This is a genomic window from Pseudoalteromonas sp. ASV78, assembly GCF_047806705.1.
Classification (GTDB): Bacteria; Pseudomonadota; Gammaproteobacteria; order Enterobacterales; family Alteromonadaceae; genus Pseudoalteromonas; species Pseudoalteromonas prydzensis_A.
The window spans coordinates 210,684-227,631 of record NZ_JBLOPA010000002.1; the positions used below are offsets into that span (position 1 = coordinate 210,684).

Below are 16,948 nucleotides of genomic sequence, written 5' to 3' on the forward strand. Positions count from 1 at the left end.
CCATAAGTTACACCAATATTGAATTATTAAGGTGTCCGCCATCGACGAATGCTTTCTTGAACGCTCATCACAAAAACAAAAAATACGGGAACAAAGAAAACCGCCAATACCGTTGCACTGATGATACCACCCAGCACACCAGTACCAATCGCTTGCTGTGTTTCAGCACTGGCACCAGAAGCAATAACCAAAGGCACAACGCCTAAGCCAAAAGCGAGTGATGTCATCAAAATAGGGCGCAACCTAAGCCGCGCGGCGGTTATAGCAGACTCAATCAACCCTGTCCCTTGCTCGTGTAACTGCTTAGCAAACTCAATAATTAAAATCGCGTTTTTAGCAGAAAGACCAATAACCGTAATCATACCGACCTTAAAAAAAACATCGTTTGGCATATCTCTAAGAAAGATGGCAATAACCGCACCAAGTAAACCAAGAGGCACAACCAGCATAACAGAAAGAGGGATAGACCAACTTTCATAAAGGGCAGCCAAGACTAAAAATACCACCAACATGGATAACGCCATCAACAAAGGCGCTTGAGATGATGACTGACGCTCTTGGAGTGACTGACCGCTCCAAGCAACCGCATAACCTGTTGGCAATTGGGCTACTAAACGTTCCATTTCTTGCATGGCGTCACCACTCGAGAAGCCAGTCGCGGGCGCTCCTGAAATACGTGTTGCAGGAAAACCTTGATAACGCGTCAACTGCGAAGGCGTTTCTGTCCAAACAGGGGTCACTACTTCAGATAAAGCAACCATTCCTCCATTACTATTGCGCACATACAACTTAAGTACATCCTCAATCTGCATTCGCGCGGATGCCTCTGCTTGCAAAATAACCTGTTGCATGCGTCCAGCATTAGGAAAGTCACCTATATAAGTTGAGCCCATCGCTGTGGAAAGCATGTCACTAATACTATTGAACGATACCCCCATAGCTTCTGCCTTAAAGCGGTCGATATTCAATCGAATACTAGCGCCTGCAGGTAAACCATCAGAATAGACGCCTGTCACAATGTTACTTTGTGCCGCCAGTGTAAGCAGTTTGGCTTCTGCTTCTTTTAATGCTTCATAACCTCGATTAGCACGATCCTGCAAACGCATCGAAAAACCAGAGCTTGTGTCTAACTCATCTATTGCTGGCGGCATCAAACTCATTACTGAACCTTCAGCAATATCTGCCATGGCCTGCTGAGCAAGCGATACCTCTTCCTGTAAAGTGGTATATTCTCTATCTTTCCAATCTTTTAACATAGTAAAAGCCATGGCTGCGTTTGAACCTGAACCAGAAAAACCAAAGCCCAAAATCGAGAGATTAGACTCAATGGCAGGACGCGAAGCAATATACTCTTCAAACACTTTCACCACATCCAGCGTGCGTTCAGTGGTTGCATCAGCGGGCAACTGAATCGTTGTCATGAAATAACCTTGATCTTCTTCTGGTAAGAATGATGTTGGTAATTGTCGTAGAGCAATAATTAATACAGCTGTTATAACCACAAAGAGCATCATCATTCGCCCAGTTCGTGTCACCAACTTACCCACATAAGAAACATAGCCTTTTGTCATGCCATCAAACGTGTGATTAAACCAACCAAAAAACCCTGCTTTCTTTAGGTGTTGTTGAGTGTGAGGTTTAAGCAGTGTGGCGCACAACGCTGGTGTCAGAGTTAAAGCTAAAAAGGCTGAAAACAAAATAGACACCGCCATTGATAATGTAAATTGCTGGTAGATCACACCAACAGAGCCACTAGCAAAGGCCATGGGGATAAACACTGCCGTTAACACCAAGGTAATACTGATCACTGCGCCGGTTATCTGCTTCATCGCTTTGATTGTCGCATCCTTTGGACCTAAACCTTCCTCAGCCATAATCCGCTCGACATTTTCCACCACAACGATAGCGTCATCGACAATAATTCCAATGGCTAACACCATGCCAAACATTGTTAAAACGTTGATGGAAAAGCCTGTTAGCAACATAATCGAAAAAGTACCTAACAGAGCAATTGGCGCAACAATGGCAGGGATCAAGGTGTAACGAATGTTCTGCAAAAATAAAAACATCACGAGAAATACCAGCGCCATTGCCTCTAGAAGGGTATAAATTACTTTTTCAATGGAAACCTTCACAAAAGGAGCGGTGTTAAAAGGAATGGAATAACTCATTCCAGCGGGCATGGTTAACCCCAACTCCTGCATACGAGCCTGTACTTTATTTGACGTGCTCACAGCGTTTGCGCCAGGTGCTAATTGAATAGCGGCAGATGTGGCTACTTTGCCATCTTCTCGATTACTAAAACCATAAGATTGGGCACCAATTTCCACTCTAGCAACATCACCCAGCACAATTTTTGAACCATCTGTTCTCGCCCTCAAAACAATATTGGCAAACTCTTCTGGTGAACTTAACTGCCCTTCAATAGTTAATGGCACGGTAACTCTTTGCCCTGTTACTGTAGGTGAAGCACCAATACTACCAGGTGCGATTTGTGTATTTTGCTGAGTAATGGCGGTCGTCAAGTCGGTCATGGTCAAACCAAAAGACGTTAGTTTATTAGGCTCTACCCAGATCCGCATTGCTTGTTCAGAACCAAACAATTGCACATTACCCACACCGTCGATACGACGAAATTCTTCCAGTAGATTACGTGACATATAGTCGCTTAGCGATGTTTCGGTAAAACGCCCATCATTGGATTTAAGGCCAACAATCATAAGAAAACTAGACGTTGCAGATTCGACACTTAAACCATTTTGACGAACAGCCTGTGGTAGACGAGCTTCAACCGCTTTAATTTTATTTTGCACATCAACCTGAGCCAGCTTAGGATCTGTCCCTGGTTTAAATGTCACCGTGATAGAAGCGGATCCCGAGCCATCTGCTGAAGATTCAAAATACAACATATTTTTGACACCTGAAAGTTCGCGTTCAATCAAACTCAATACGGCATCATTCATTGTTTGCGGGTTAGCACCTGGATAGTCTGCTGTAATACTAACAGAAGGAGGAGCAATGGATGGATAGCGAGCTATTGGCAATTGTGGAATTGACAAAACACCACCTAAAATAATAAATAAGGCAAGCACCCAAGCAAATACTGGGCGATAGATAAAAAACTGAGCCATGGATTAATATTCCCGTAAAATTAGTGGACGGTTACAGAGACTGTGCTAGTTGACTTCCATTCTTGTTGGCGAACTTTTGCACCATCAGTAAGCCGATCCATTCCTTCAACAACAACCTTCTGTCCAGCTATAGCCCCGCTCTTCAAGCGATAATATGTATCAACTAATTCAGCTAGTTCAACAGGTACTAAACGTACCAGACTATCTTCGTCGATAACCCATACTTGCGATTTACCTTCAGTATGAACGACTGCCTGTTGAGGCAGCATCAAAGCGCTATCGTAGTAACGACGATCTACTCTGGCTTGTACAAACATTCCAGGTAAAAGCTGATGATTCTGATTGTCTACGAGTACACGTAACAACACATCCCCCGTACCTGAATCAACACTAATTCCCGAAAATAAAACATGCCCTTTTATATCGCAAGGCTCACCGTTAGAACGTAAAACTGATACAGGTAAACCATTTTCAGAGTTCGATGTGCTCAATGCTTTTTGCAAAGACTCTAAGGATGAGGCTGGACGCCTTAAATCGAGATATACCTGATCAATCTGCTGGATCCGAGCCATTGGGGTAGCATCAGTACCACTGACTAAAGCGCCTTCAGATACTAACGCTTGCTCAATGCGACCAGCAATTGGGGCTTCTACTTTGGCATATTTTAAGTCAAGTCTACGACGAGCTAACGTTGCTCGTGCTTGTGCTACTTCGGCCTTGGCTTGATCTCGGTTAAAAACCTCATTATCGTATACTTTACGACCAATTGAATTGGATTTTAGCAATGAACTCAGTCGGACCATTTCTGCTTGAGTGTGCGCCAATGCCAATTCTGCCTTTCTGAGAATGGCGGTTGCGGTATCCACCTCAGCTAAAAAGGGTGCTGGATCGATTTGATATAAAGGTTGACCTGCTTTCACCTCGCCCCCCTCAATAAAGAGCTTTTTCTGTACAATACCGCTAACTTGAGCACGAATTTCGGCGATGCGCACAGGAGCGACTCGGCCAGGTAATATATCTCTCACAGTTAATTGCTCAGAAGTTAACGTAAGTGTTGACACTAAAGGTGCCGGTATTAATGTCTCTTGAGTTGATTGAGATGAATCACACGCGCTCAGAATAAAAGCGATTACAGCAATCATTACACAACGGGTACTACTAAGGTCAAACTTCATCGAAAATCCTTCGCCTTTCAGTAAGCAAATATTGAATAATCTAAATTCTACTTTGACTCTATGGAGTTATGACCGAGAATGTGTGTAGATTTGATGGAGATGAATACTTTATTATGAATAATATGATGACAGATTCAGCAATGCACACAGAGAGTCAAGCCACAGTCCTTATTGCAGAAGACGAACTTGATATTGCAGAAATATTGATAGCCTATTTAGAGAAATCAGGCATGCGTACTTTACATGCAAGCAATGGTTTGCAAGCGCTTGAAATGCACTTAGCACATAAGCCGGATATTATTTTACTGGATGTACAGATGCCAAAACTTGACGGATGGCGGGTGCTTTTTGAAGTCCGTCAACGTGGTAACACCCCCGTTATTATGTTAACAGCCATGGATCAAGATATTGATAAACTAATGGGGCTGCGTATCGGTGCTGACGATTATGTCATCAAACCATTTAATCCTGCAGAAGTAGTTGCGCGAACACAAGCAGTATTGCGGCGTACCATAACAAAAGAGTTTTTACCGCAGAAAATACTTCAGCTGGGCGCATTACATATTGATATAGAAAACCATTTAGTATCAGTAGAACAAGGATCAGAGCGTTTTGAAATTACATTGACCCTCACTGAATTCAAGCTATTAGCCTTAATGGCTCGCGCTCCAAAGCGTGCCTACAGTCGAGCAGAACTACTGGAGAATTGCTTACCCGAAGGCGATACGTTAGAACGAACAGTGGATAGCCATGTCAGTAAACTACGAAAAAAATTGGAACAGGTTGGCATTAGTGATATTCCTGTTGGTGTTAGAGGTATTGGTTATCGTTTTTGGGAGCGTAAATGAGAATCATCGGATTAAGCGGTAAAATAATTGTCTCAATGATTGCCATCACTTTGCTTGCAATATTACTGGTATTCTTTACTGCGTATTTTTTTTTCTACTTCATGAATGTATTTTGGCCGGAGTATATATTTGAAGACAATATTATTCCTAAAGGCCCTGAACTGATCTGGGTTGCGGGCACCGTTGTTATAGCGCTAACCATCACCATAAACGTAGCCATAAACTTGGCCCGCCATATTGTCTCCCCGTTAAATTCCGTTACCAAAGGCATTCGTCTTCTAGCACAAGGAGATTTATCTGCGCGAGCCACATCATTTCATAACGCGCCAAATGAAACAAATCAGCTAATTCGTGATTTTAATATGCTCGCCGAAAAATTAGAACTAATGACTAACGAGCAAAAGTTCTGGAATGCAGCTATTGCTCATGAATTACGAACTCCAGTTACTATTTTGTACGGCCGCTTGCAAGGACTTTTAGATGGCGTATTTACCCCAGACAATCATCAATTTCGTAGTTTATTAGTACAGGTAGATAGCTTAAAAAATCTGGTGGAAGATTTGCGAGTTGTTAGCTTAGAGGAAAGTGGTCATCTAAATTTAAAACTACAAGATGTAAATTTAAGTACGGAAATCATGTCGGTTGTAGAATTTATGAAAGATTCTTTAGCGGCGACCCAACAATATGTACAACTGGATTTAATCGTAAACAATGCTTTATGCGATCCAACACGGATCAGACAAGCACTTATTGCGCTACTTACTAATGCTATTAAACATGCCGTACCTGGTTACATTAAAATTCAAACACGAAGCAGCCAAAACTCACTGACCATATCAGTAGAAGATGAAGGTCCCGGCATTTGTGAAGATTTTGCTCCACATGTGTTCACCGCATTTAGACGCACATCTGAGAATGACGTCTCCGGTAGCGGTTTAGGCTTAGCCGTGGTTGCCGCTATCGCAAGAGCTCATAATGGTGAAGCCAGCTGCCACGCCACCGAACACGGTGGTACTCGCTTTGAAATATGTTTGCCGTATAAGCAAATAACACAACCAAAAAAGCCTCTTTAGACGGTATTAAACCTATAATAATTAAAAACGATTAAAAGGGCGCACGTCTAATTATTACACCTGTCCCGCTGTTTTTTGACATACATACCTCCAAGGTAATGTCCGAAAAGCTAACAGGGTCACCCCATAGTTTTTGACCATAGTTTTCTCTCGTTTCTGTAAACCCCCGTTACAGTTTGATTAGAAAAGCCACACGCTAACAGTTGCTTGAGTTTGGCTTTAAAACAATTAATTCAATATATTACAGCTAATTGATTTAACAACTTATTTGATCAATTATTTGCAAGGAGCTCAGCCATCATAGTGTGGTAGAGAATAAAATTTATACCGGTTGTGACGATCAAGCTATTAAATCTGTAAAAATTACTACAGCAGCGATTATGAGTACTATAAAAACGCAACGCAGGTGAAAATTGCCATTGCGATAGCTGAATAAATAAAACGCCCCACTAATACCATCAGGTTTGTGCGCGTAAAATAACGCGCCACAAACCTAACACTTTTTATATAAACTACTTCACTCGACGCATTACAGCCAAAAGTTATATACGGTACTGTTTATTAAATGCATTTAAACCGCTTGCGGTAAATTGAATGGCTCTGGAATCTAAATCTTGATGTGCCCATTGGCGTTTTAATGCGTCGTTTAAAATCCATTTCCCAATACTTCCAGCAAGGTGAGTGCGCCTTTCACTCCAATCTAAACACGCTTTGCATAGCGGTCGTCGGCTTTTATTTAAAACCTCAAAATCGATGCCTAACTGACTCAAGGAGCGATGCCCTTGCGCTGTGAGTACAAGTTCTTCCGAACCGCGCTCTAATATCCAACCTTCACGCACTAAAGCATCAAAAAGTTTAACGCCTAGCTCTCCCGCTAAGTGATCATAACAAATACGCGCTTTTCTTAATCTTTCATTACTTGGCCCGGTAACAATCTTAGGGCTTGATATGCTCGCGCTAACATTGAGTATATGCTCAATTAACTCCGCAATCTGACGATTTTTTAACTGAAAATATTTATGCCGCCCTTGTTTTCTAACAATTAATAATTCGCCATCGAGCAGTTTATTTAAATGACTACTTGCTGTTTGCGGTGTTATATCGGCTTCAAGTGACAATTCAGTCGCGGTAAGCGCCTTGCCAGCCATTAAAGCGGTAAGCATTCTGGAGCGAGCAGTGTCTCCGATCAGGTTTGCGATATAAGCAATATTAGGTTCCATGACAACTTTTCCATAGTTCGAGCAACATCGAAGCATCAATATTTGAGCCTAGTAGACTGCCGAAAAACCAAAAAAGAGGCAACTACTTTGAAAATTACTTGTTTTATTGAATACCATATTGATCCCTTTAAGTTAGAGCTATTTCAACAATACGCTGAAAACTGGGGGAAAATTATTCCACAGTGTGGTGGTGATCTACTCGGCTATTTTATACCTCATGAAGGAACCAATAATATCGCTTTTGGGCTGATTAGTTTTAACTCTCTGGCCGATTACGAGCGATACAGAGCAAAACTTCGTCAGTCAGAATTAGGCGCAGCCAACTTTCAGTTTGCCAAAACTAACAAATTTATCATCGCTGAAAAAAGGACATTTTTACAAGCTGTTGCTTCCACATACAAACAAGAGCCAGAAGGAGAACAACATGTTAGCTGTAATATTTGAAGTAACCCCAAAACACCAAGGTAAAGCAATCTACTTTGAAATGGCGCAAGCATTGAAAGCGTCATTGACCAACATAGATGGTTTTATTTCCATTGAGCGTTTTCAAAGTCTGTCGGATCCAGATACCTTTTTGTCTTTATCATTTTGGCAAAATGAAACCGCAATTAAACAATGGAAAGAGCACCTTGAACACCGCATTGCACAAGAGCAAGGAAAACAAACCCTGTTCAGTCATTACCGAATAAGAGTCGGCAATATTATTCGTGACTATGGCCAGTGAGATGTAATGCTACGTTAAAGGCGCTAGCGAGCGCTAAATTAATATTTATTTAAGCTTAAATAATTAAGGATATTTGGTTGGCATTGAAGTTTGTGCCAACCAATAAGAGCCACAATTTTATTAAAGACACATCAAAATATGCATATATCCTATAGCGTGGGGGGGTACTTAACTAGCCATTTTTCAAGCCTCTGAGCAATATATCGAGGCTATCAAGTGCAAACTTTAAAGCAACTTCACCATCATCATTATTTGCAATCCAAAGTGACGCATCCATTAATGCACCGTTTATTAATCGGGCGAGTATTTGTGGGTGAGCTTGCTTTATGATGCCCATTTCCATTAACTGCTCTAGCATTGTCGCAATAGAAAAAATACATTTTGTCCGCATAACGAGCAATTGTTCAGCATCAAGAACGGCCGCTGCATCTCTTAACATTATCTGTTGAACTTCAGGTTTGATAGCCATTCGCAAATAAGCATGACAACGCTGTTCAAACGCGCACCAAGGATCGTTTCGTGTGCGAGATATTTCGTTCAATTCAGCATCCATTTCCATATCTAACTGCTGTGCTACAGCATAGAACAAGCCTTTCTTATCACCATAATGATGATACAACGCCCCTCTTGTGAGGCCTACATTACCTGTAAGCTCATCCATAATAGTATTTGCATAACCCACCGTCCCAAAATGTTTTCGCGCAGTTGCAAGTAACTTATCTCTTGTTTCCTCAATCATTTTTGCTCTAGGTTTACGATCCATAAAATCTCCTGCGATAACAATTAGTATATTTATAATTGACATACACCATGTATGTCAATACATTAAACATACGCCGCGTATGTTAAGTGTATACAATCAATTTCTGTACTTTCATGGAGACGATATGGAAAACCCATACAAGAGACTATTTACTACCCGTGGAACATTAGCATTTTCGATTGCAGGTATGATCGCTCGAATGCCGATATCCATGATGGGAATTGGCATTATTACAATGCTTTCACAAATAAAAGAGTCGTATTGGCTAGCAGGAGGGGTCGCTGCAACCTTTACACTGGCAATGGCCCTAATTGCACCGCAGATATCACGTGCAGTTGATCATTTTGGTCAAAGCAAAGTGCTACCAATCACAACTGGGATCAGCGTTATAGCAACATGCTTATTAGTACTTTGTACCTACAAAAATGCCCCTGAATGGACTTTATTTATTTTTGCAGCACTAGCTGGGTTCATGCCAAGTATGCCTGCGATGATTAGAGCACGATGGACACACATCTACCGAAACACATCGAGCTTACACACAGCTTACTCTTTAGAGTCGGTACTAGACGAGGTATGTTTTATCTTGGGGCCACCGATTTCTGTTGGCTTAAGTGTTACTTTATTTCCTGAAGCCGGCCCGTTGATGTCGGCCATCCTACTTGGGATTGGTGTATTTGCTTTTGTTTTACAAAAACAAACTGAACCTGCTATTGCGCATTCTGCTACTAAAATAAAAGGCTCAGCCTTAAAGCCTCTGACTATGAAAATTCTGGTTTTTTCACTTATAGCTTTGGGCGTTATTGTTGGCACAATTGATGTGATCAGCGTTGCTTTTGCTAAAGAACTTGGTAAGCCAATTGCTGCAAGTATTGTTTTATCAACTTATGCTGTTGGTTCCTGTAGCGCTGGGCTAATTTTTGGTGTGATAAAATTGAAAACACCGCTCGCTAAGCAATTTTTTATAGCCTCTTTAGCTACAGCAATAATGACGGTTCCACTTCTTGGAGTAAATGATGTATTTACTCTTTCACTAACCGTATTTATCGCAGGAGTTTTCTTTGCCCCGACCATGATCATAGCAATGAACTTAGTGGCAAACATTGTGCCTAAAGATAAACTTACCGAAGGGCTAACCTGGATGATCACTGGTTTAGGGATTGGTATCGCACTAGGGGCAACAATAGCGGGTTGGTGTATTGATGTATATGGCATAAAAACAGCATTCATTGTAACAATTATGGCAGGATTGTCTGTACTGCTCATTGCTGCAATTAATTATCATCAACTTGAAAATAATTCGATACAAAAAATAGCATAATCGTTTTTTAGTTTACCAAAAATTTTCACTAAATTATATTTGTTTGCTAGCTCTAAGCGAGGCTAGCAAACAGGTTTTCTTTTAATAATTAATGATATATTCATAGCTCTCTCATACCATTTGCTAGCATATATTTTCTATTCACTAAGCACCACTTATCGCTACTGTCATGCCCCTTTACAAATAACTAAAACCGCATAGCTCGTACAATCCATTGTGTTTTAGTGCTTCTTTTTATTTTATAGTAGGTTGCGCAATAAATGTCGGAGCACTTTAAATACGGCTAAATTACTATGGCGTTGGTGTTGTAATACATCAACATTTGCTTGCCAGCCCATTTCTTCAAACTCGAGTGGCAACTTAACTAAGCGACCATTTTCAACAGCCTCAACGGCCACATGATCAGGTAATAAACACCAACCATGGCCTTGTAATGCAAGTTCCAGTAATAAAAAGTAATTATCTGCGTACCAAATATCTGGGCTTACTTTTAATTGAAAGCTACTTGTTTGCGTATTCCGAGAGCGAATAAGCAACTGACGATGCAATCTTAAAATATCCATATTTTCACAAACCTGATCCGCTAATGGATGAGACTTCGCAACATATAAATCAAACTTAATTGTGCCAATACATTCAAAATCTAAATAGCTCGGGATCACTAATTCACTAAAAATAACGCCTGTGAGTATTTTTTCATTTTTTAGCATATCAATAATATCTAAACTCGATGCATTTAAAAACTCCAGTGTGGTATTTGGATATTTAATCTTTAACTCATTAATTGTATTAGCAATATTCTTAAATGGTACACCTTCATCTAAAGCGATGGTGATTTCTGTTGGCGTGTTATCTGTTAATGATAGCGCTGTATTTTGTAGACGCTGGTGCTGGCTTAGTAATGCGTGAGCGTGCGGGAGTAGCTTTTCACCCGCTGCTGTCAGCTTTGGATAACGCCCAGAGCGGTCAAATAAGGCTGTATTGCAGTCTATTTCTAAATTAATAATATGCTGGCTCACCACCGACTGAACTTTACTTAGGCGACGAGCCGCCGCCGAAAATGAACCGGCTTCTACAGTGGCAATAAATGCATGCAATTGATCAATACTAAACATATCGCTTTTACAGATACTATTTAACTATTTAATATCTTTATTTTGGATGAAAATAACCATATCGTCACTAAATAGAGGAATAAATTAAAACATGAATACCATCGAGCGATTTTTTCAGGCCATTCTTTTTGAACTAACAACACTGGCAATCGTGATACCCATGACAGTTTTAATTGCTGGCTACGAAACGGGAAAAATGGCAATGGTGGGTATTAGCTTATCTATGTTCGCGATGCTTTGGAATTATATTTATAATTTACTGTTCGATAAATTAGCGGGCTATGAGCGTATAAACCGTGGCCTAGCCATACGTATTTCTCATGCCCTTGGCTTTGAATTGGGGATGGTTATCATCACCTTGCCAGTGCTCGCTTGGTATTTAAATATAACTTGGCTAGCAGCAGCAATCTTAGAGGCTGGTTTTTTAGTCTTTATTTTAATTTATACCCTAGTATTTAACTGGCTATACGATAAATATCAGCCTTACAAAAAATGGGTTAGCAATGAAAAAAATGTAGCAACTACATGATTTTATAGCTCATATTGATGGCATTTTCATACCTTTGCATATTGTATTAAGCCACGCCGGAATTTGTGGCTTAATACAAAAAACACAATTCAACGTAAAATAACTGCTATACACAGCCCACACTTACCATATTGCTTGATGATAGCTGTAATGCTAGCGCTTGCGCTTTAGTGTAAGCTTTGGCTAATGACTGACGATGGCGTTGATCTGCAAACTCTTGATACTCTGAGGCGATTTCGTGAATCGTTGTCACGCCTAAATATTTGCTTAAAGTGCGTAAATGCGGCACTAAATGGCTCATGTGTTCGCGTATACCGCCTTGTTCAAAACCAAACTCACCGGTTGAAGTGATCGCAATCAGTGTTTTACCGCCCAGCAAAGGCTGCAGTGGGAAATCACCACGGGCCAGATCAAAGTCAAAGGTTTTATTGATTCTAACGACTTGATCAAACCATGCTTTAAGCTGCGCGGGCATACCATAGTTATACATGGGCGATGAAATAACGATAATGTCAGCCGCAGCGATTTCTGCAATTAAGGTGTCTGACAACGCCAGCAATTGCTTTTGCTCAGCTGACTTTTTATCGTCTGGAGTAAATACTGCGCCAATCCACTCTTGGGTAATAAAAGGCGGTGGGTTCACACCTACATCACGGTAAATATACTCATCTATAGATTGTTGCTGTGCAAAACTATCTATAAAACGTTTAGCAATATTTTTAGAGATTGAATCGTGATCTGGGTTGTCGTTTTTTGCGGCTCTTACGCTTGCATCTATATGCAGTAGGGTGGTCATGATGTTTATCCTCGTAGTAAATGTGAGGCAATCATCTAGCTTAAAAGTGCTTTATACAAACGAGTTAACCTCAACTATAAATAAGTTATACTCATCTATAATTATTCTTATTAGTTGCGAATGCTACTTTATGCAAGTATCACTACAAGCGCTTAAAGCCTTTGAATCGGCGGCGCGTTTAGGCAGTTTTAAAGCCGCGGCCGATGAACTATCGATCACACCAACCGCCATTTCGCATCATATAAATAACCTTGAAAGCCGCTTAAATGTTGATTTGTTTTACCGCCAAATAAGAAAGATCACCCTCACGCCAACCGGTGAATACTTAAGTGCAGCCACAAGCGATGGATTTAACCGCATTGACCAAGCCTTAGCAGAAGTTCACGCAGCCGGTGCAACAGTTAAAATAACCACCACCTCATCACTCGCGGCACTGCGGTTAATACCGGCATTACAGGAGCTAGCGGTTAGTCAGCCTAATCTTAAGGTTGATATATCAACCAGTGAATCAGTTGATAAACAATCGCACACTTTACCCATTCGCTTTGCAGAGCGTAAAAATGTCAGTGCTGACGACATTATAAAAACCGAGCAATTTAATCTGTTTGGCTCGTATAAAGCCGAAGATACCCCTTGGCAGAACGGCCCTGTAACCCTTTATACAACCAAGTGGAAAAACAACGCCCTGAGCGAGCCACCGCTTGCACAATGGCTTACTCGAAATAACTTAGATCCCGCATTATTTGTAATAAAAACCTTTGACCAAGAGCTATTCGGCATTCAAGAAGCCATGGCAGGCAGTGGACTGGTATTTTGCTCAGTCACCTTAGTACAACGGCTATTAAATACCGAGTTACTCAAGCACTTTAACACTCAACCAATTGCATCTGAGTTTTGTTACTACATACCGAATAAACAGCGCTTTCAAACCCGCGATACACACTTAGTTTTAGAATGGCTAGAAGGGTTGTTGAACTTGTAAGGTTAGTTAGATTTGCAGCGACCTAAATTCACAGTTTATTGTGAATTTAGGTGGTTACGAGTTCGTTTTGGCAATAATTCACAGAATACTGTGAATATCAGATATTGTACTTTCACAACTTATCTAAGTATTAGGAACTAAGCTTTAAAGTTAGTTAAGAAGTGGAGCAGACCACCATGTAGGCTGAAATATAATAATGGGAGTGAGGACTAAAACTAAAAGCCAAAATATAGCGGCTTGAACTCGACTTTTGCTAATGCGGTAAGACAGCAACCATAAAAGGGAACTGACTATAATCACAACAAAATATAATATGACCCCACAAACACCAATACCTTTACCTGCTAAAATAAATCCTCTAAATATGATGGTTAAATAAATTTCAGTACTTACTATCAACACAATGGCAACTAAAAAAAAGAAACGTCCCATAAAATGTCTGTTCATTATCGTAACCCTAAATCACATTATGAATATTCGGCTGCGAGCGATAACGGTCAGTCAATTATTGTGATGTATGAAGTCACGATTTGACCTCTTTCTCTCAGGAGCTTGACAGTTCCATAAAAAATCCAATGAGATAAATATTCATCGGATTTTCATATCTACAGAAGATCAATCAAAAAGCTTCTTAACTGATCGGCATTAGCCTGCTGGCGGTTTTTTTAGATAGATTTTGTTAACGCTATCGCTTCACCCGCCAGTGCAAAAATATTTTTAAGCATTAATTGTAAAATATGTCTAATAGAAGCATAAGTAAAAGAAATTATCTGAAATGGATAACCACAAAATGTTAACATATGTCCTAGAATCCCTTTTACATCTTTAGTACAACTTTTAGAAAAATCAATGCTATCAGCTAACGCTTTAGCTATCTGATCGTACACTGTAAGAGCGTTAGAAAAATGATTTTGTATCGCATATAGCTTACCAGTATCACGTAAATGAGTAATTAAAGCTGCACCAATTTTCCTAGCCCATTTAGAGGTGCGGCTACATTCTAGCCGTTTATCGTAATCAAGCCTTACCTCTTCTTGAATTCGTTTTTCCATTCCTTTGTTGATAGCAGAATAACTTTTAAAGTTGCTTGCCGTATGTAAATATCCTGGCGTCTCATTAGTCATACTATGTGCTTTTGGAGTAATAGTGGCAGCACCGTGTAAAATATACTCTTGCTCCGTATGCATAAATGGCCACACAGGCACTAAAGGAACTGGATCAGCGGCGTGTACGCAACGATAGATTTTGTTATCTGTTGCGGACTCCGTTTTTACTGCAAAGCTATTATAACCAACTCGCGGCGCACCAAAGGTATATAATTTTACATTGGCACCAAAACGTTGTTTTAACCAGTTAGCAGCTAAGTTTGCTAAAGCACCACCTAAACTATGACCTACAACATGAATGTTTAATTTTTTATTAGTGCTTTGTCTAAAATACAGTTCTAATTGGCTCTTAAAAGAGTTAAATGTATGGTTAAAGCCCGCATGTACTGGCTGATTATTACTACAAGTACTTAAACCACAATGTAAATCAGTAACAACATCACGAATTTTAGCCGTACCACGTAAAGCTAAAACATAATCACCTTCAAATATTCCCTTTTTACCCTTTGCAATGCAGCCGAAGTTGGTCGAGTGATTAAAAACCCGTTCAAGAATAGAACCACTTACACCTTTTATAGATTCTGATTCGAACGAAAATAAAGAGCTAATTCTTTCAAAGTATGGGTTAGCTCTTAAGCCTCTTTTATCAAGGCTTTCGTATGAAATAGCTGCAAAATTAGCAGCTATTGCAGGGCTTAAAACATTCATTAATATTTCCTTATAATTTAGGTTTAAATTTATTAATTATCATCCGTTTCAATTTCAGAAAGGTCAAAATAAGCATTTTGTTCCACTACTTCAAAATCGTCAGACCAACGACAAATACTTAAAGCCTCAAATTTATAGCCTTCAATTTTTTTATTATCAAATTTAAAAAGAACCTTTTCATCAGAGGTATCGGCTATTAATTGCCTTAACTTTCTTGCATATTCCTCTCGATATTTAACGCCTGATAATCTGGAACCCCAGAGGCAATATTCTTCATGATCGTAGGATAAAAAAACGGCTTGAGAAGTAAAAATTTCAGCAAGTGGGACTGCTGGTTGATTAGAGCGGATATTAACTTCAGGTAGTGAGAAGCTTCCATTCTTATCAGTGTAAGTGAAATCTTCAACACATTTACCATCAGAAAAATTTAACACTCTCTCTATTTTCACATTCGATAAAGGCTTGCCTTTTTCACTAACTTGACCTTTTACCTCAGGGCATAGGTGTACCTTGTAAGCACCAATGTGATTACCAAACTTTTTAAGTGTTGTTAAAAATGACATAAACAAGAAGCCTTAAAAATAGGCTGTGAACTTTTTGTAGAGGGTTGCTATATGATTCCCTATCAAACTTTAATATTCACATACCTTTGTAAATATACCTCACATGATAAACAAGCTTATATAAAATACAATAGTTAAAACTTAAGATGTATATCTTGTCTATCATTCGGAAAATCGAAAGCCAGCAGGGTCTTCTTTTTGCACTTTGGTTTAAAAAGCAAGAAACTAGACCTGCCCCATAGTTTTCATACATAACGAAGATAATGGAAGAATAAAATGGCACAGCCATCAATTTATGCCTGTGCTTTTTTCTTCACACTCAGTTCTGATAAAGCTAACTCCGAAAAAGATAAATATTCAGGTCAACGTTAATCAAAGTGTAAAAATGCATTAATCATATCGCATTGTCCAGTTAACGATTTTTCCATTATTGACGATGAAAAGAAAATCAGCAGTACTTTTATAACTGTCGTTATTGATGTAAGTACCTGTGACAATCACTTGATTGCCATCGACTTGGAGCTTGGGATTTAATACTCGACCATGAACATCAATAATATCTGACTTTAACCATGATCTAAATTTCTCGTCTTTTTTCTCTCTTGCGTACCAACGCTCGTATGTTTGACTAGAATTATCGGTGAAAACCGCTTTAATGCGTTGCGGATCATTTACTTCCATAGCGCTAATTAATTCCAAAACAATTTGCTTAGGCGTTGGTTCATTGTCATTTGCTTGAGCGTGAGAGAAACTGAAGAATAAAACCAACATAAATGAATAAAAAAATAAAAACCTAAACTTAACGGGGCTGGGGCTGATGTTTTTCATAATTCTTACCTTCCTTTAAATATAAAGAGATCAGAAATGGTGGGCGACTTATTCAGCTGCCCACTT

At 39.8% G+C, this 16,948-nt stretch carries 17 protein-coding genes; 7 read left to right on the top strand and 10 right to left on the bottom strand.

What is annotated here, in order from left to right; translation table 11 throughout:
- Nucleotides 1–26: 26 nt before the first annotated feature.
- Both ACMVDV_RS19105 and ACMVDV_RS19110 read right to left on the bottom strand, forming a co-directional pair.
- Complete coding sequence (locus tag ACMVDV_RS19105; RefSeq protein WP_416159250.1) at nucleotides 27–3,131, bottom strand: multidrug efflux RND transporter permease subunit; 3,105 nt, start codon at nucleotides 3,129–3,131, stop codon at nucleotides 27–29.
- A gap of 20 nt (nucleotides 3,132–3,151) precedes the next feature.
- Complete coding sequence (locus ACMVDV_RS19110; protein WP_416159251.1) at nucleotides 3,152–4,306, bottom strand: efflux RND transporter periplasmic adaptor subunit; 1,155 nt, start codon at nucleotides 4,304–4,306, stop codon at nucleotides 3,152–3,154.
- A 113-nt stretch (nucleotides 4,307–4,419) separates the two neighbouring features.
- Between ACMVDV_RS19110 and ACMVDV_RS19115 the strand changes: the two genes are divergently transcribed.
- Nucleotides 4,420–5,154, top strand: a complete 735-nt coding sequence (locus ACMVDV_RS19115) for a response regulator (RefSeq protein ID WP_416159252.1) — start codon at nucleotides 4,420–4,422, stop codon at nucleotides 5,152–5,154.
- The gene (locus ACMVDV_RS19120; protein ID WP_416159253.1) at nucleotides 5,151–6,227 is read left to right on the top strand and encodes an ATP-binding protein; all 1,077 of its coding nucleotides are present in this window, start codon (nucleotides 5,151–5,153) and stop codon (nucleotides 6,225–6,227) included. Before ACMVDV_RS19115 ends, ACMVDV_RS19120 begins: the two co-directional genes overlap by 4 nt.
- Before the next feature lie 542 nt (nucleotides 6,228–6,769).
- Here the strand turns inward: ACMVDV_RS19120 and ACMVDV_RS19125 are convergent.
- The gene (locus tag ACMVDV_RS19125; protein WP_416159254.1) at nucleotides 6,770–7,447 is read right to left on the bottom strand and encodes an ArsR/SmtB family transcription factor; all 678 of its coding nucleotides are present in this window, start codon (nucleotides 7,445–7,447) and stop codon (nucleotides 6,770–6,772) included.
- A gap of 42 nt (nucleotides 7,448–7,489) precedes the next feature.
- Here ACMVDV_RS19125 and ACMVDV_RS19130 point away from each other — a divergent pair, with 42 nt between their 5' ends.
- Both ACMVDV_RS19130 and ACMVDV_RS19135 read left to right on the top strand, forming a co-directional pair.
- Entirely contained in the window at nucleotides 7,490–7,891 is a 402-nt protein-coding gene (locus ACMVDV_RS19130; RefSeq protein WP_416159255.1) for an NIPSNAP family protein, read from the top strand.
- Nucleotides 7,872–8,171, top strand: a complete 300-nt coding sequence (locus tag ACMVDV_RS19135; RefSeq protein WP_304181074.1) for an antibiotic biosynthesis monooxygenase family protein — start codon at nucleotides 7,872–7,874, stop codon at nucleotides 8,169–8,171. Before ACMVDV_RS19130 ends, ACMVDV_RS19135 begins: the two co-directional genes overlap by 20 nt.
- A 172-nt stretch (nucleotides 8,172–8,343) precedes the next feature.
- On the opposite strand, the gene ACMVDV_RS19140 is transcribed toward ACMVDV_RS19135, so the two are convergent.
- Nucleotides 8,344–8,934 (bottom strand): TetR/AcrR family transcriptional regulator, encoded by a 591-nt coding sequence (locus ACMVDV_RS19140; protein WP_416159256.1) that lies wholly within the window; start codon nucleotides 8,932–8,934, stop codon nucleotides 8,344–8,346.
- Nucleotides 8,935–9,058: 124 nt separating this feature from the next.
- Between ACMVDV_RS19140 and ACMVDV_RS19145 the strand changes: the two genes are divergently transcribed.
- Entirely contained in the window at nucleotides 9,059–10,255 is a 1,197-nt protein-coding gene (locus tag ACMVDV_RS19145) for an MFS transporter (protein WP_064664830.1), read from the top strand.
- A gap of 239 nt (nucleotides 10,256–10,494) precedes the next feature.
- Here ACMVDV_RS19145 and ACMVDV_RS19150 read toward each other — a convergent pair whose 3' ends face one another.
- The gene (locus ACMVDV_RS19150; protein ID WP_416159257.1) at nucleotides 10,495–11,370 is read right to left on the bottom strand and encodes a LysR family transcriptional regulator; all 876 of its coding nucleotides are present in this window, start codon (nucleotides 11,368–11,370) and stop codon (nucleotides 10,495–10,497) included.
- Nucleotides 11,371–11,461: 91 nt separating this feature from the next.
- Here ACMVDV_RS19150 and ACMVDV_RS19155 point away from each other — a divergent pair, with 91 nt between their 5' ends.
- Complete coding sequence (locus tag ACMVDV_RS19155) at nucleotides 11,462–11,899, top strand: PACE efflux transporter (RefSeq protein ID WP_416159258.1); 438 nt, start codon at nucleotides 11,462–11,464, stop codon at nucleotides 11,897–11,899.
- A 106-nt stretch (nucleotides 11,900–12,005) separates the two neighbouring features.
- Here the strand turns inward: ACMVDV_RS19155 and ACMVDV_RS19160 are convergent, their stop codons facing one another.
- Complete coding sequence (locus ACMVDV_RS19160; protein WP_416159259.1) at nucleotides 12,006–12,695, bottom strand: FMN-dependent NADH-azoreductase; 690 nt, start codon at nucleotides 12,693–12,695, stop codon at nucleotides 12,006–12,008.
- 130 nt (nucleotides 12,696–12,825) lie between these two features.
- On the opposite strand from ACMVDV_RS19160, the gene ACMVDV_RS19165 reads away from it, so the two are divergent.
- Nucleotides 12,826–13,677, top strand: coding sequence for a LysR family transcriptional regulator (locus ACMVDV_RS19165; protein ID WP_416159260.1), 852 nt, complete (start codon nucleotides 12,826–12,828; stop codon nucleotides 13,675–13,677).
- Nucleotides 13,678–13,827: 150 nt separating this feature from the next.
- Here the strand turns inward: ACMVDV_RS19165 and ACMVDV_RS19170 are convergent, their stop codons facing one another.
- From ACMVDV_RS19170 to ACMVDV_RS19185, 4 genes are all read right to left on the bottom strand, one after another.
- A complete protein-coding gene (locus ACMVDV_RS19170) occupies nucleotides 13,828–14,124 on the bottom strand; it encodes a hypothetical protein (RefSeq protein WP_416159261.1) in 297 nt (98 codons plus the stop codon).
- A gap of 218 nt (nucleotides 14,125–14,342) precedes the next feature.
- On the bottom strand, nucleotides 14,343–15,491 hold the full coding sequence (locus ACMVDV_RS19175; RefSeq protein ID WP_416159262.1) for a lipase family protein: 1,149 nt from the start codon (nucleotides 15,489–15,491) through the stop codon (nucleotides 14,343–14,345).
- Nucleotides 15,492–15,523: 32 nt separating this feature from the next.
- Entirely contained in the window at nucleotides 15,524–16,054 is a 531-nt protein-coding gene (locus ACMVDV_RS19180; RefSeq protein WP_416159263.1) for a DUF6795 domain-containing protein, read from the bottom strand.
- A 390-nt stretch (nucleotides 16,055–16,444) separates the two neighbouring features.
- Entirely contained in the window at nucleotides 16,445–16,882 is a 438-nt protein-coding gene (locus ACMVDV_RS19185) for a hypothetical protein (protein WP_416159264.1), read from the bottom strand.
- Between the last annotated feature and the right edge of the window lie 66 nt (nucleotides 16,883–16,948).

Excerpts from the sequence above, each read along its gene's own strand:
- ACMVDV_RS19105 (WP_416159250.1), bottom strand. The coding sequence starts at position 3,131 with ATGGCTCAGTTTTTTATCTATCGCCCAGTATTTGCTTGGGTGCTTGCC.
- ACMVDV_RS19110 (WP_416159251.1), bottom strand. The coding sequence starts at position 4,306 with ATGAAGTTTGACCTTAGTAGTACCCGTTGTGTAATGATTGCTGTAATC.
- ACMVDV_RS19115 (WP_416159252.1), top strand. The coding sequence starts at position 4,420 with ATGAATAATATGATGACAGATTCAGCAATGCACACAGAGAGTCAAGCC.
- ACMVDV_RS19120 (WP_416159253.1), top strand. The coding sequence starts at position 5,151 with ATGAGAATCATCGGATTAAGCGGTAAAATAATTGTCTCAATGATTGCC.
- ACMVDV_RS19125 (WP_416159254.1), bottom strand. The coding sequence starts at position 7,447 with ATGGAACCTAATATTGCTTATATCGCAAACCTGATCGGAGACACTGCT.
- ACMVDV_RS19135 (WP_304181074.1), top strand. The coding sequence starts at position 7,872 with ATGTTAGCTGTAATATTTGAAGTAACCCCAAAACACCAAGGTAAAGCA.
- ACMVDV_RS19140 (WP_416159256.1), bottom strand. The coding sequence starts at position 8,934 with ATGGATCGTAAACCTAGAGCAAAAATGATTGAGGAAACAAGAGATAAG.
- ACMVDV_RS19145 (WP_064664830.1), top strand. The coding sequence starts at position 9,059 with ATGGAAAACCCATACAAGAGACTATTTACTACCCGTGGAACATTAGCA.
- ACMVDV_RS19150 (WP_416159257.1), bottom strand. The coding sequence starts at position 11,370 with ATGTTTAGTATTGATCAATTGCATGCATTTATTGCCACTGTAGAAGCC.
- ACMVDV_RS19155 (WP_416159258.1), top strand. The coding sequence starts at position 11,462 with ATGAATACCATCGAGCGATTTTTTCAGGCCATTCTTTTTGAACTAACA.
- ACMVDV_RS19160 (WP_416159259.1), bottom strand. The coding sequence starts at position 12,695 with ATGACCACCCTACTGCATATAGATGCAAGCGTAAGAGCCGCAAAAAAC.
- ACMVDV_RS19165 (WP_416159260.1), top strand. The coding sequence starts at position 12,826 with ATGCAAGTATCACTACAAGCGCTTAAAGCCTTTGAATCGGCGGCGCGT.
- ACMVDV_RS19170 (WP_416159261.1), bottom strand. The coding sequence starts at position 14,124 with ATGAACAGACATTTTATGGGACGTTTCTTTTTTTTAGTTGCCATTGTG.
- ACMVDV_RS19175 (WP_416159262.1), bottom strand. The coding sequence starts at position 15,491 with ATGAATGTTTTAAGCCCTGCAATAGCTGCTAATTTTGCAGCTATTTCA.
- ACMVDV_RS19180 (WP_416159263.1), bottom strand. The coding sequence starts at position 16,054 with ATGTCATTTTTAACAACACTTAAAAAGTTTGGTAATCACATTGGTGCT.
- ACMVDV_RS19185 (WP_416159264.1), bottom strand. The coding sequence starts at position 16,882 with ATGAAAAACATCAGCCCCAGCCCCGTTAAGTTTAGGTTTTTATTTTTT.